Annotated in this window: 12 protein-coding genes and 1 pseudogene; 4 read left to right on the forward strand and 9 right to left on the reverse strand. The window is 48.7% G+C overall.

The genetic code is table 11. The annotated features are described in order from the left end of the window. Positions 1-28: 28 nt before the first annotated feature. Together ACO6V5_RS17055 and ACO6V5_RS17060 are read right to left on the reverse strand one after the other, a co-directional pair. On the reverse strand, positions 29-892 hold the full coding sequence (locus ACO6V5_RS17055) for a hypothetical protein (protein ID WP_422136585.1): 864 nt from the start codon (positions 890-892) through the stop codon (positions 29-31). Positions 893-939: 47 nt separating this feature from the next. Then, positions 940-2,034, reverse strand: coding sequence for a hypothetical protein (locus tag ACO6V5_RS17060; protein WP_422412261.1), 1,095 nt, complete (start codon positions 2,032-2,034; stop codon positions 940-942). A gap of 264 nt (positions 2,035-2,298) precedes the next feature. Here ACO6V5_RS17060 and add point away from each other — a divergent pair, with 264 nt between their 5' ends. Continuing rightward, entirely contained in the window at positions 2,299-3,294 is a 996-nt protein-coding gene (add, locus tag ACO6V5_RS17065; RefSeq protein WP_422136583.1) for an adenosine deaminase, read from the forward strand. 30 nt (positions 3,295-3,324) lie between these two features. On the opposite strand, the gene ACO6V5_RS17070 is transcribed toward add, so the two are convergent. Then, positions 3,325-4,335, reverse strand: coding sequence for a 2-hydroxyacid dehydrogenase (locus tag ACO6V5_RS17070; RefSeq protein ID WP_422412264.1), 1,011 nt, complete (start codon positions 4,333-4,335; stop codon positions 3,325-3,327). 453 nt (positions 4,336-4,788) lie between these two features. Between ACO6V5_RS17070 and ACO6V5_RS17075 the strand changes: the two genes are divergently transcribed. Next, positions 4,789-5,376: a hypothetical protein gene (locus tag ACO6V5_RS17075; RefSeq protein ID WP_422412266.1), complete on the forward strand. Its 588-nt coding sequence runs from the start codon at positions 4,789-4,791 to the stop codon at positions 5,374-5,376. A 109-nt stretch (positions 5,377-5,485) separates the two neighbouring features. Here the strand turns inward: ACO6V5_RS17075 and ACO6V5_RS17080 are convergent, their stop codons facing one another. Together ACO6V5_RS17080 and ACO6V5_RS17085 are read right to left on the reverse strand one after the other, a co-directional pair. After that, positions 5,486-5,698, reverse strand: coding sequence for a hypothetical protein (locus ACO6V5_RS17080; RefSeq protein ID WP_422136580.1), 213 nt, complete (start codon positions 5,696-5,698; stop codon positions 5,486-5,488). Positions 5,699-6,244: 546 nt separating this feature from the next. Next, a pseudogene (locus ACO6V5_RS17085) lies at positions 6,245-6,436 on the reverse strand (2-hydroxyacid dehydrogenase); the annotation flags it as partial. A gap of 153 nt (positions 6,437-6,589) precedes the next feature. Between ACO6V5_RS17085 and ACO6V5_RS17090 the strand changes: the two are divergent. Further along, complete coding sequence (locus ACO6V5_RS17090; protein WP_422136579.1) at positions 6,590-6,967, forward strand: CidA/LrgA family protein; 378 nt, start codon at positions 6,590-6,592, stop codon at positions 6,965-6,967. After that, positions 6,943-7,686, forward strand: a complete 744-nt coding sequence (locus tag ACO6V5_RS17095) for an LrgB family protein (RefSeq protein ID WP_422410435.1) — start codon at positions 6,943-6,945, stop codon at positions 7,684-7,686. The genes ACO6V5_RS17090 and ACO6V5_RS17095 overlap by 25 nt, the downstream gene beginning before the upstream one ends. Before the next feature lie 36 nt (positions 7,687-7,722). Here ACO6V5_RS17095 and ACO6V5_RS17100 read toward each other — a convergent pair whose 3' ends face one another. The 4 genes from ACO6V5_RS17100 to ACO6V5_RS17115 all read right to left on the reverse strand — a co-directional run bounded on the left by ACO6V5_RS17100 (position 7,723) and on the right by ACO6V5_RS17115 (position 13,795). Then, positions 7,723-9,954: a TonB-dependent receptor gene (locus tag ACO6V5_RS17100; RefSeq protein WP_422410433.1), complete on the reverse strand. Its 2,232-nt coding sequence runs from the start codon at positions 9,952-9,954 to the stop codon at positions 7,723-7,725. A gap of 99 nt (positions 9,955-10,053) precedes the next feature. Continuing rightward, positions 10,054-12,060, reverse strand: a complete 2,007-nt coding sequence (locus tag ACO6V5_RS17105) for an iron ABC transporter permease (RefSeq protein ID WP_422410431.1) — start codon at positions 12,058-12,060, stop codon at positions 10,054-10,056. Next, complete coding sequence (locus ACO6V5_RS17110; protein ID WP_422410429.1) at positions 12,060-12,965, reverse strand: iron-siderophore ABC transporter substrate-binding protein; 906 nt, start codon at positions 12,963-12,965, stop codon at positions 12,060-12,062. Before ACO6V5_RS17110 ends, ACO6V5_RS17105 begins: the two co-directional genes overlap by 1 nt. Then, on the reverse strand, positions 12,965-13,795 hold the full coding sequence (locus tag ACO6V5_RS17115) for an ABC transporter ATP-binding protein (protein ID WP_422139700.1): 831 nt from the start codon (positions 13,793-13,795) through the stop codon (positions 12,965-12,967). Before ACO6V5_RS17115 ends, ACO6V5_RS17110 begins: the two co-directional genes overlap by 1 nt. Positions 13,796-13,940: the final 145 nt, after the last annotated feature.

Raw genomic sequence — 13,940 nt, forward strand, 5'->3', positions numbered from 1 at the left:
ATTCAAAAATTCATAAACCGTTTGCCTGTTAACGAGCCTCGTCCGGTCCAGCTTCTGTCCCTGCCGTCTGGTTGTCAGTTGAGAGTGCTTTCGGAGTAGCCTTTGCAACCCGGGCACTCACTTTATTCTCTCTCTCTTGCAAGAGAGCCTGAGTCTCTCGCAGATCATTCTGTAGCTGAGATAGCGCCTCTTTGGGTACCACATCAGCGCCCTCGGACGTTAGCCTTTGATGCATATCTCTTAGCCTTTGAAGCAATTGAACGTTTGTGGTTTGCATGTCAGACAGTTGTTTTTCTTTGGCATCAAGCACTGTGTTCTTCTCATGTAACTGCTTCTCTAACTGCTCATTCCGTCTGGATAGCACAGCTTTTTCATGCCGGAGTCTGTAAGAGTCATTCTCCCTCTCATCCTCTTTGAGACTGAGTAACACTCGGTCATAATAGAAATCAAAGTCTTTAATCAATGCCGATTCAGCATCCTCAACAAGGCCCATAACTTCAGTGAACTTTTTATGGAGCTTGCAGAAGCGCTGGTAATCTCCCTGAATACGTTCATGCATTCTTTCCAGCTCAGCCCGGGTTATCTCCAGCTCAGCCCGGGGTCCAGCCTCACTGTCTTCGGTAAGCTTTTGTGATGCAGTTGACTCCTGCAGGGATGAAGAAACGTCCACCGTACGTTTTTGTAGACGTTTACCACCCTCCAGAAGCGTGCAATGTTCTGGGGGGGGAGGTAAAGTCAGGCAGGTCCCGTTCAGATAAATATTGCGTAATGCTTGTCGATAATAACTGCATCGATACAATGCAAACATCGCAGTGCCTCTGTGCGTCTTAGGTAACTCCTGAGCGAGGTCAGTTTTTGCTGAAGGATTTCCTGCGCCAAATGGACCTATCATGTAATACTCCTTTTACAACATTAAAAAATTCACAACTGTTTTGACGATTAACGAGCATACGGGGAGGCTTTCGTCTTTGCCGTCGGGTTGTTAACCGAGAGTGCTCTCAGGCTAGTTCTCAGGGTTTCAATCTCTCTTTCCATAGCAGCCCTGTCGATATCCCATTGTCTGGATTGGGCATCTTTTTCTTTCCTGATTTCGAAAATGGTATTATTACATTCATCTATTTGTTGATAAGCTGCTGATAAATCTTTCTGCAGTTTGTCAGCCCGTCTGGATTGTTTCTCTTTTTCAATCCGGGTTTCTTCTTTGATATCATGATCAGCTTCAACGCGACGGATGTATGCTTCTATAGAACCTTCCCGCCACTTAATAAGCTTGGATAATGTATCTTTTTCTTTCTGCATTTTGCCAAGTTCGTACTGCATATCTTTTATACGACTGTCAGCTAATTTCAGACGTTTCTCTAAATTCATGACTTTTTCATCAACAGGCGACTTTATTTCTTGCACGGCCTGTGGTCGATTCATTGGCTTATTGCTATCTACAGGTTGTTGCATAAGGTTCAGGATTTTCATCTCCAGTTCAAGAGCCTGCATATCTTTGGCCTCATACATTTTGGGTTTCTCATTCACCGCAACAGCCTTTGATTGTAATTCTTGCTGTTCCATATGCGGACCTGCTAAAGCATTCTGATAGAAGGAGATATCGTCATCCAATGCCATTTCTATCTCTAAAGCAACAGCCAAAATTTTCCTTAACCGCTGACTATGTTCACAGAGGCGCGAGTAATTCTCCGACGTACATTCGACGATTTCCTCTCGCTCAGCCTGAATTCCAGCCTCAGTAGTCCCGCTAATCTTTTGTGGATTGGTTAACGAGCCCTGACTGGATGAAACAGCTTCTATCGACCGGGCTTCCAGATGTTTTTCAACCTTCGCAGAAGAGTGTCTAAGAGGCAGTGGAGCAATTGGCCACTCGAAATCTGTCGTTAGCTTGCTTAATTTGTCTTTATATTCACAGCATCGACGCAATGAATACATCGCAGTAGTACCCCGGGGCTTCGCGGGCATTTTAGGTGTCGTCTGAACGTTCATGCCAGCCGCTGATGGGGGGCCCACTGCGCCAGATGGATTTGCCATAGTAATACTCCTCTTACAATATTTAATTCAATAAGTCTTATAGCTTTTGACTCTGGCCAGTACGGCTTGTTCCCCTGTTTGGTCCTGAATAACTTTGTTGTTAGCCATTCTGACAAAATTTCCCCAGCCAATAGGGAAATCCGCTACTCTCGCCTTAGACTTATGACTGATTCCCTGTAATATTCATTCCCCCCGACATCGCATTTTGTAATGGTCCCGGGCTAAAGAGACGCGGACCCTGAAATTGATGAGAGCAGCATTAACATGATTGACAAGTCCATCCCCCTCACCGACATTCATCGTCATCTGGACGGTAATATTCGCCCCCGGACCATTCTGGAGCTGGGCCAGCAGCACAATCTGGAGTTACCCGCCAATAATCTGGAAGATCTGATTCCCCATGTTCGGGTTATGAGCAATGAGCCTGACCTGGTGAGTTTTCTGGCCAAGCTGGACTGGGGTGTAAAGGTTCTGGCAGATTACGACGCATGTCGTCGAGTCGCCTATGAGAATGTTGAAGACGCCCTGAATGCCCAAATTGATTACACCGAACTGCGCTTCAGCCCTTACTATATGGCCATGACTCACAACCTTGATCCTCAGGGTGTGGTCGAAGCGGTCGTGGACGGTGTTCAGGCCGGCAGCCGTGATTTTGGCGTCAAAACCAACCTCATCGGTATCATGAGTCGTACTTTTGGCCAGGAAGCCTGCCAGCAGGAACTGAATGCCTGTCTGGCCTTCAAGGACAGACTGGTTGCAATTGATCTGGCCGGTGACGAGTTCGGCAAACCGGGTGAGCTGTTTGTCGAGCACTTCAAACAGGTCCGTGATGCTGGCCTGAATGTCACAGTTCATGCGGGCGAAGCAGTGGGCGCCGAAAGCGTATGGCAGGCTATTCGTGATCTGGGTGCCACCCGAATTGGCCATGGTGTCAGAGCCATTGAGGACCCGGCGCTGATGGATTACCTGGCCGAGCACCGCATTGGTATTGAGTCCTGCCTGACGTCAAATATCCAGACCAGCACTTTCCCAAGTATTGAAAAGCACCCGCTCAGGAAATTCCTGGCACACGGCGTATTAGCCACTATCAATACCGATGATCCGGCGGTGGAAGGCATTGAGCTGCCCTATGAGTATGAAGTCGCGGCGCCTGCTGCTGGTCTCTCCCCTGAGCAGATCCGTCAGGCTCAGGAAAATGGTCTGGCCATTTCTTTTTTGAGTGACGCTGAGAAAGAAGCGCTCAAAGCTGCCAAACACTGAGTATATGGGTCGGGCCTCACTGGTCCGACCTCAATGCTGATCTGGCACATCTCTGGCTATTTCGTTGCCAGAGGCTTTTCCCTCGAAAAAAGCTCTGGCATTGCCCAGTGTGGTTTTAGCAATGGCCACCAGCGCCTCTTCGGTAAGAAAAGCCTGGTGGCCGGTAAAAATAACGTTGTGACAGGCTGAAAGGCGTCTGAAAACATCGTCCTGAATCACCTCATCGGACAGGTCTTCAAAAAACAGGTCCTGCTCGTTTTCGTAGACATCCAGCGCCAGTCCACCCAGAATCCCTTTTTTCAGAGCGTCCATTGCTGCCACTGAATTCAGCAGTTTACCTCTGCTGGTATTGACCAGTAACACTCCGGGTTGCATTTGATTAAATGCGTCCTCATTGATCATGTACTCGTTGTCTTTCGTTAAAGGGCAGTGCAGGGTGATCAGCTTGCTTTGTTGCAGCAGTTGATTCAGGGAAACATAATCCCCGCCCAGATCTTCAAAAGCCGGGTTCGGATAAGGATCGTACCCCAGCAGTTTGCAACCAAAGCCTTTCAGAATACGGGCAGCAGCCAGACCGATTTTGCCCGTGCCAATAACCCCCGCTACACGACCATGGAGGTTAAATCCTGTCAGCCCTTCCAGTGAGAAGTTGGCATCCCGGGTTCTCTGATATGCTTTATGGGTTTTGCGATTCAAGGTCATGATCAGGGCAATGGCATGCTCAGCCGTGGCCTCGGGAGAATAAGCCGGAACTCTTGCTACAGTGATACCCAACTCTTTTGCCGCATCCAGGTCAACATTGTTAAATCCGGCACAGCGCATAAGCAGAAGTCTGATACCATACTCCGCCATGACAGTCAGAACTGGCCGACTGAGATCGTCATTAACAAAAGCGCAGACGGCATCACCCGCTCTGGCCAGGTGAGCGGTTTTTTCATCCAGGTGAATATCAAAGTATTCCAGTTCAAAGCCGGTATCGGCATTGCACAGGTCAAAGAATTCACGATCGTATTTTTTGGCATTAAAGATACAGATTTTCATGATCGGTTCAGGTTCCTCTTTTCACTGGCATGAGCATTTGACAGCCATAAACTCTGGGCAACTGATAAGAATCATAGCGGAATTTTTTAGTGAAAATAGCCTTTCTATGCCAACGTATGGCAGCTCTTCCGGGCTGTGGTTTGATTTGAATCTCCCGGTTTAGCCGGGCAGGCCGGGTCTCGCTGATCAGGCCTTTAACGCCAGGAATTTTACAACACTAAACAGCAAGCAAACCCTAATGATGCGAACTGTTCTTTTGTGAATGTTTGAATGTTTAATCTTTTCTACTACCTTCGACAGAGGATTTAATTAAATGATAGGGATTTTTATGAAAACTATATTTTTTTGGGCGATGCTGATTATCGCCGTGACGGGTTTTTGTTCAGAAGAAAACGAATCTGTTTGTGTTGATAACCGATTTTTTTCCAAATCGATAACCCCGATGACTATGAAGTGAATATCAAATTTTTGGACGAAAGTTCAAATTTGCTTTATGAGCATGACTTATTCAATGGATTACATCCTGATGCTATAACGAAAAAAGTATTGATTGATTTTTCTTCTCGGGCAATAACGGTGAATTCAATTTCTCGGGTAATAACGGTGAAATCAATCTTGTTAGATGGCAATTCCAAGGTCATAGCCAAAGAAAAGGAAAGTGGTACAGATAATAGAATTGAAAAACTTTTACCATCGAACTATCTAATTACCATGACTCGCATCAGCGATCATGATACTAGATTGATCTCCAATCAATGTTATTCATCTAATGATCAGGAAAAGGTTGAGATACTACAAGCTTCTACAAATACTGCTCTAAATCAATTAAACATTTTTGAATTAAATATGAGACTTTTTGGAGTCAGTCAGATAGATGAAAATAAAAAGGAACAATTGTTTGACGAGAAAATTCGTTTTCTTGGCTTTAAAAAAGATGCCTGTGGCAGATATGTTCACATTAACAGTTCATCATTAAATCTAGACGACTGTGCCAGTATTGTTATCCCGGTCCTGTCAGAGCCCGAGTTGCGGTTAAGATAAGGTGCTCTGCAGGGGACAATTCTCTAATGGATCTTGTATAAAAGGGAGAGTGGGTGCTAGCCAGCAGGTTTAAACGCAAGCTGAATGATTCCTGCCTTTGCGAGAATGACTATCGAAGGAGTATCAATGCTACAACTCGTTCCCATGCTCTGAAGTCGTCATTCCCGCGAAGGCGGGAATCCAGCGCCAACGGTGGATCTCTGCCTTCCCGGGGATGACAAGGCCAGGGGGACACCGGGCAGTATGGTTCTGGTGGAGAGTCAGTGTGGATTCCCGCCTTCGCGGGAATGACGAGAATGAAGCCGGGAATGACGGGAGTCAACTCGTTCCCACGCTGGGACCCACAGGGCCTGAAAGCATGGGAACCAGAGTTTTGCGACACCCTCCTTCGCGGGAATGACAACTTCCTACTTAGTTTGATGAACACAACAAGCGGTTTGACAAAATCGAGGATACTCTAGCAGCCTGTCGGACTTAAGCGTCCGTAGCGAGGATTGCAAGAAATTGAGGATAAAAATCTCTGTTTCTGAGGAGAATAGCGAGCTATTTGACGAAGAAACAGAGATTTTTAGACCAATTTATTGCAACCGCACGACTGCATGGATGCAGGAGCTAGAGAAACGCAGGAGCAGTTGCCGAGTAGGACAGTCTTAAGTCCGACAGGCTGCTAGGAGCCTGACTGAGAATAGCGCCCGTAGCGAGGACGGCAGAAAATTGAGGATAAAAATTCGGTTTTGTGAGGAGAATAGCGAGCTATTTGACGAACAAAAGCGGATTTTCAGACCAATTTGCTGCCACCGCAGTAGGGCAGTCTATTCTCGGTCAGGCTCCTAGCCATCGTCGTAAATCACCTTAAGAAATAATCACGCTACCTGGGTGCCCACTCTCTTGCCGTATCCAGATCAGCATTGTTAAATCCGACACAGCGCATGGGCAGAAGTCTGATATCATATTCCGTCATTACACTTAGAACCGGCCGACTGATATCGTCATTAACAAGAGCACAGACTGCATCAGCCGTCCTGACCAGGTGTGCTTTTTTCTCATCCAGATGAATATCAAAGTATTCCCGTTCAAAGCTTTAGTCGGCATTGTACTGGCCAAAAAATTTACGATCGTATTTTTTGGCACTAAAGATACAGATTTTCATGATCGTTCAGGTACCTTCTTTACTGGCATGAGCAATGGTTAAGCATCATAGTGGAGTTTTTTAGTGAAAATAGCCTTTCTATGCCGACGTATGGCAGCCTGGCTAAGCAGTGTCATTATTCTGATGGCCTGTCTTTGGACAGGCGAGCTGTTCAGCGTCTGGATCAATCATGCTCTTCCGGGCAGTATTATCGGCATGCTGCTTCTGGCAGCCCTGCTGGGCAGTGGCCTGATTCGACTGTCCTGGGTTGAAGCCGGTGCCAGCTTTCTGGTTCGCTGGATGTCCCTGTTGTTTGTTCCCATCGGAGTTGGTGTTATCAATCAGCTGGATCTGCTGGCCAACAGTCTTGGTGCTCTATTGCTGACCAGTATTTTTGGGACAGTGGTCGTTATGGCCATTGCCGGTTGGCTGTTTCAATGGCTGGAACGTACACGACAATGACTTTGTTCCCGATGTTTTCGACCACTCCGATGAAGGGTCTGCTCTACTTCTCTCTGACAGTGGTCGTCTATCTGATCGCCTGGAAGCTTCAGAATCGTTTTAAGTATTCACTGCTTAATCCGTTACTGATCAGCATTCTGGTACTCGTGGGTATTCTTCTTGCCGGCAATATTCCCTACTCCGACTACCAACAGGGAGGTAACTGGCTAAGCAACCTGCTGGGCATCGCGGTTGTCGCTCTGGGCGTGCCTCTTTATCAACAGATGAGAGATATTCATCGGGAACTGCCCGGTGTGATTCTGGTGGTTTTTATTTCCAGCCTGTTTGCCCTTGTCAGCACGGTTATACTCGCAGTTCTGGCTGGTGCCGATGGTCAGGTCGCTATTTCCCTGGCACCCAAATCGGTCACAACACCCATTGCTGTTATGATTGTGGATAGCTTGAATGGTGTCCCTTCTCTTACGGCTATTGCCGTCATCCTGACGGGTTTGATGGGTGCTATTTTTGGCTTGCCATTACTGTCGTTGCTGAAAATCACTGATCCAAAAGCCAGAGGTATTGCTATGGGCACAGCCTGTCATGCATTGGGCACTGCAAGAATGGTTCAAAGTTCATTGAAAGAAGGCGCTTACAGTGCGCTGGCGTTAGTACTTTCTGCCAGTATCAGTGCTCTTCTGGCTCCGTGGGTGACACCCCGGGTTCTTGGCTGGTTGCCCTAAATTAGCGGCCAGTTTTTGCCTGGCCGCTTTTCCTGCTTAATACTCTACGCGATAACTCAGAGTGTAAGCACGACCTTCTGCATTATGAGCACTGATGCCATTGTAAGTGTCACCAGCCCACTGGCTGTAGACCGTTTCGTAGTCCTCATTCAACAGGTTGGTAATACCTGCTTTCAGAGTGCCCACGGGCATAGCGAAGGAAGCCAGCAGATCAACAGTGGTATAACCGTCAACCTCATAACTTACGACATTACCACCAGACACTTTCTTGCCTTTGTCGTAATCGGCAAAGGTTGTCGACTGCAGACGTATACTCATATCTTCCTGATCGTAGGTGACATAGGTCACGTACTTTTCAGGAGAGACATCGGCTGCCTGCAGGTCAAGCCATTTGCCCACTTCTTCATAGTAGCTGCGTCCTTCTGTGAAGGCATAGCTGCCACCGACACTCCAGAAATCATTGACGAAATATTCCAGAGAGCCTTCAAAGCCGTAGACTTTCTTTTGCTGGTCCAGCAGGTCCACATTGTAATCTTCATTAAAGTCTATGGTTTTATCAGACTCGTTATAAAAGACAGAGGCATTGGCCAGCAGGTTGTCAAACCGTGCACGCCAGCCCAGTTCATAGCTGTCAGTCTTGATGGCGTCCAGATTGGCTTGTGATATATCGGTAGGATTCAATGGCAGATTGGGAACTATGGCCAGAATGCTGTCTGGTGAAATCACATCCCTTAAAATCCTTGAAGCATCAGGGACTTCAAAACCCTGAGAGTAGTTAACAAACACTTCATTGCTGCCATTCAGCCGATAGACCAGACCAACGTTAAATAGAGTATCGTCATACTTTCTGACATCACCCTCTAATACAGTTACATCTGCATTAGGAAACAAAATAGGCAAAAACCAGGTTTCTGCTAACGGAGTGTAGTCAGCAATATCCAATTCAGCGCGCTCGTGACGAACACCGGCGTTCATGGTCAGCTTTTCGGTAATATCCCAGGCGGTCTGCAAGTAAAACCCGAGGGTCTTGGCATCGACATCCGGACCGTATTCATAGGAAGATCCTGTCGGTTCAATAACTGTGCCGCCACTGTCAATGTACTTTTGCAGATCGTGCAGTTGTCCTCTCTGTTCGCCTTTGTCAACATCGTAGTCAATACCGTAGGAGATTCTGAACGTATCGGTCAGAGCCCTGTCGAGAAGCAGCTTCAAGCCATAGACTTCTGAGGTAGACGTCGACTGATTAACAAAAGTAGTGCCCGGGGATATCGTGGAACCTAACATATTCGGGTAAGGGAAGAACCTTGCGTCACGCTCACGATAGTAGGTTTGCAACTGAAAATTATTGCCTAAAAAGTCAGCATCACTGTAGACCAGATCAATGGAATTTCTCTTGCTGTAAGGCTGATCTTCCAGCTGCAACCCTTTAACAGGTGGTGGTGCGTCAGCAGCATCTCCAGTGATCAGAGAGGAAATGTCGGGCGCGTAATCAGAATCCATCTGATCATCAAAATATTGCAGTGTCGTCTCCAGGCGCTGCTCCGCGTTGAAGTCATAACCCAGTTTCACCAGAACATCTTTGGTATCGGTATCGCTTCGGCTGACCTGAGAGGGGTCCGGGTTAACCCGGTCACCATCGGCATCAAAAATGCCATCACGACTCTCGTAAGTTCCGCTGAACAGGTAATCAAAATTACCGTTACTGCCACTGATACTCTGATTCAGGGTATAGCTGCTCAGCTCGTCACCAGATACCTTGATGCCGGCTTCAGAAGCAAACTGGATATCGCCTTCGGCTGGCTTACGGGTGATCAGGTTGATAACAGCGCCGGTCGCACCACCACCATAAATTGCGCTGGCACCGGAAATCACTTCAATACGTTCAATGTTTTCAGGACGAATCATGCTGAGCTGGCGACTGATCTGACGGTTCTCGGTCTGAGCAATGCCATCAATCAAAACCAGAGCCTTACGACCACGGACGCTTTGGGTTCTGTCGGTCACCGTCTGAGTGCTGGGACCAAAGCCAGGGACCAGCCGTTCAAGAATATCAGCCAGTTTCTGACCGGACACGCTCTGCTGGGCCACTGCTTCACCACTGATGACCTGTACGGTCCCGGAAACATCAGAAATACTGGCTTCAGAGCGGGAAGCGGTAACAACGACTTCTTCCAGCCGGGTCACGGAATCATTGCCTTCTGCAAAAGCATTCTGACTTCCCAACGCCATGGTTATAGCGATGGCAAGAGGCGTTTTATTTGTTTTCATAGGTTAGCTTTCCCTGTGTTTGATTATCATTCTCATTAGATCCCTGTTCTTGTTCCAAGCCCGCTTCCCGCAGGTTTGTGATTTTTTCAAAAAGGTTATTTAACGACTTTGGACGTATTTACCACTGAGCAGTAAAAGGATGAAATAAATACCACCGGCTCCTGAGACCAGAAGACCTGAAGGAATTTCAAAAGGAGCCATCAACGATCGTGATAGCCAGTCACTGATGACCAGCAGCAAAGCGCCCGTCATGGCAGTAGCCGGAATCAGATGTCTGTGGCTTGACATGCCGGTGACGCGGCAAATATGGGGCGCCATCAACCCGATAAAAGAAATACCCCCCACTGTCGCAACACTGGTTGCACTCAAAAGGGCGACCAGCAGCATCAGCAGATACACTGAAGCCTTTACTCTGATGCCCAGCAGGGAAGGCCAGGAGGCGCCCAACTGAAGAATGTCCAGCTTTCGCCACATCAGCATAAACATGGGTATCAGGATTAAGACACCAGAAGACAACAGATAAACCAACTCACTGCTGGCTGCATAGGTACTGCCTGAAAGCCATACAAGCACCTCGCTGGACTGATTACTGCCCAGCACCATCACTACGCTGATCAGCGTTGCCGAAACCGCAGAAAGACAGAGGCCAGCCAGGGCAAAAAGCTGGGGATTAAACCCGGTCATCCGACTGAGGGCCATTAAAAGAAGCAGGGCAAAACCACTGCCAAACATCGACAGCATGAGCAAGTCCAGACGCTCAAGACCAGGCACCATGACAGAGCCCAGGACCACAAACAAAACGCCCGTGGTCGTCAGACCAGAAACATCGGGACTGGCCAGAGGATTTCTCATCAGGGTCTGAAGAACCAGACCAGAGACAGCCAGTGCAGCTCCGGCAAAAGCTGCCGTTAAAACTCTGGGCCAACGCAGGTCGATCCAGGACCGGTCAAGGCCGCTGAACAGACTGAAGTAAAAAGCGACCAGCACTAAGGACAGCAGAACCCAGAGGACTTTTACCGGAGACACGTGAAACAGAGCACGTATTCCTGTCTCACCGGGTGCTCTGGCCAAATTGCTGATCCTTTTACGCTGGCTCAACAGGAAAATCACGAAAGGTGCGCCGACAACCGTTGTCATGGCTCCGGCCGGGATACTGTAATGGGCTTCGGACATCAGGAAAGGAATCATTCTGGCCAGCACATCTGCACCCAGTAGCAGCAATGCACCTGTCAGGCTGGCCGCCAGCAGACGTTTCCATGCTGAGCGATAACCAAGACCACGGGCAATGTGCGGGGCAATCAGACCAATAAAACTGATCATTCCCACCTGACTGACGACAGTGGCAGACAAAAGCAGAGCAATCACCAGCGACAAGCCAACGGTTCGTCTTACATTTATCCCCAGACTCTCGGCCTGATCTCTGCCCAACTCAATCAGGTCCAGACGTCGGGCCAGCAATGTGGCAAAGAGAATCATCAGGGTAAAGATCGGCCAGCTACTGTTGATAGCCTGATAGTCAAACTGGGCAAGATTCCCTGCCCCCCAGGTGTACAGGCCCTCCAGACGATTCTCGAAAAACATCAGAATACCGGCACTGAGAGCACCCAGTGACAGGGTAATGGCCATGCCAATCAGAACAAGGTTAACCGGTGAATCACTGATAGCTGTGGCCAGCCTGAACACCAGTAAAGTGGTAAGCGCAGCACCCGAAAAGGCGACAACAACTGGGTACTGATCGGTCAGTTCAGGCAACAGAACAGTTCCCAGCACTACGGCGAGCATGGCCCCGGAGTTCACTCCCAGTGTTGCCGGACTGGCAAAGGGATTTCTTGTCGCTCCCTGAATCAACACACCCGCCGCCCCCAGTGCGGCACCGCATAACAATGCCATCAATGTTCTTGGCAGAAGGAGCCAGGTCACTATTTCGGAGGCCATAGCATGATCGGCGGGTTGCTGCAGGAACGGCAATCCATTCAACAAATTAAGATCAATGCCGGCAGGCCCCACTGTCAGGGAAACAGTGACCAGAAGGATGAACAAAAACAATGTCACTGCCGTCTTTTTAACGCCTTCATAAAAACTGTATACAGACTCCAGAATAAACATCACACCTCCGGAGCCAGATAACGGGCAAAAGCCTTGGCCATTCGAGCAGCCGACTCAGGGCCACCATATGACCAGAGTGCGGGCAGATAATAGACCCGGCCTTCTTTAACAGCCGGAAGGGCATTCCAAACCGATGATTGCGCCATCGTTGGCAGATTTTCAGGCTGACTACCAATAATGATCAGACTGGCGTCGCCAATAGTGGTCAGTTTGAGGAGGTCAACATGGGTAAAATCCCGTCCGGGTAATGAAGAGTGCCAGCTGTTTTCCAGACCAATCCTGTTAACGATGGCACCCGCCAGAGACAAATCGCCGTAGACTCGAAGTCCCAGTCCCATACCGACAAACTTACCCACAACGACTTTCTGGCCGGAGAGTCCCGCTGCTTTGATCATATTGCGGGCCTGTTCCAGCTCAGACTCCATTTCCCTGAGTCTCTTTTCTGCCAGAGCTTCGCGCCCCAGAATATGTGCCACTGAACGAAAAATACCCTGCATTCTCAGAAAATAATCCAAAGGATCTTTCTGGCTCGGGTACTGGGAATAAAGAACGGTTGGAGCAATGCTCTTAAGCTCTGAAACTATACGACTATGACGCCATTTATAGCCAAGAATAAGATCCGGTTTGAGAGCCGCTATGGCTTCCAGACCCGGCTCAGCTCTCTGCCCGAGTTCGGTAACACTTGTCGGCATAACCGGATCATCGGACTGCCACTCCCGATAACCCTTTATGGAAGTCACCCCTGCAGGTACGACACCGAGGGTGAGCAGCATTTCAGCCTGGGTCCAGTTCAGTGCTGCAATCTTTTCCGGGGTTTCGGCCAGATCGGGTTCAGTGACTGAAGCCATCGCTGCTACCGATGTAAACAGCAGGAAATAACAGCTTTTTTTCAGGACTGCAAACATCAGGCGACTTCCTTGCTCAAAACACGATGGATCACGGGCTCAGCCTGACGCTCACCCAAGGGCAAAAAGAGCGACTCTTTTCTTCCTTCCAATTGCACTTCCCAGGTCTCTACCCCAAATACATCCGAGATAATGCGCTTATCCAGTACCTTTGTAGCTGCACCTGTTCTAATCACCTGCCCCTGATCCATCAGCACTATTTCGTCGCTGTACTGAAGGGCCTGATTCAGGTCGTGAAGTACCCAGATAATGGTGGTCTGCTTTTCATCATTGAGCTGTCTGACAATATTCAGCAGGCGCAATTGATGAGCGATATCCAGCCATGAGGTTGGCTCGTCCAGAAGTAAAATGCCGGTTTCCTGGGCCAGCACCATGGCCAGCCAGACTCTCTGCATTTCACCACCGGAGAGATGATCAACCAGTTCACCGGCATAATGATCCATACCGACTCTGGAGAGTGCCGAACTGACGGCCCTGTGATCCTCTTTTTTCAATCGCCCGAATGGACCTGCATAGGGGTATCGGCCACAAGCCACCAGATCCGTTGCCGACATACCAAGTGGAACCGGTGAGTGTTGTGGCAACAACGCCAGGCTTTTAGCCAGTTCTTTACGGTGGAGTGACTTCAACAACTGCCCTCCCAAAAGCACCCGCCCTTCACTGGGCTCAAGCAAACCGGAGAGCAATTTCAGCAGGCTACTCTTACCCGAGCCATTGGGTCCGAGAATAGCGGTTATTTTTCCTGGCGTGATGTCAAGATGGGTTGGTTGCAGAATGGTTTTTGTTCCCACCCGCAAACACGCCTGGTCAAGCGTTAGGGTCTGCTCCATGGCCTCAGTTTCTTTTGTTCTGTGGAAGTGTGATCGCTTTACTGTCAGACAACTGAAGCAAGCTCCCGGACTCTCTGCTGAGCCGGACTGACCATTCACTGAATAATTATTTTTCAATTTCAGACTGCCTGATATTGTCCTGATG

The sequence above is a fragment of the Endozoicomonas sp. ALD068 genome, assembly GCF_049310145.1.
GTDB lineage: Bacteria > Pseudomonadota > Gammaproteobacteria > Pseudomonadales > Endozoicomonadaceae > Endozoicomonas_A.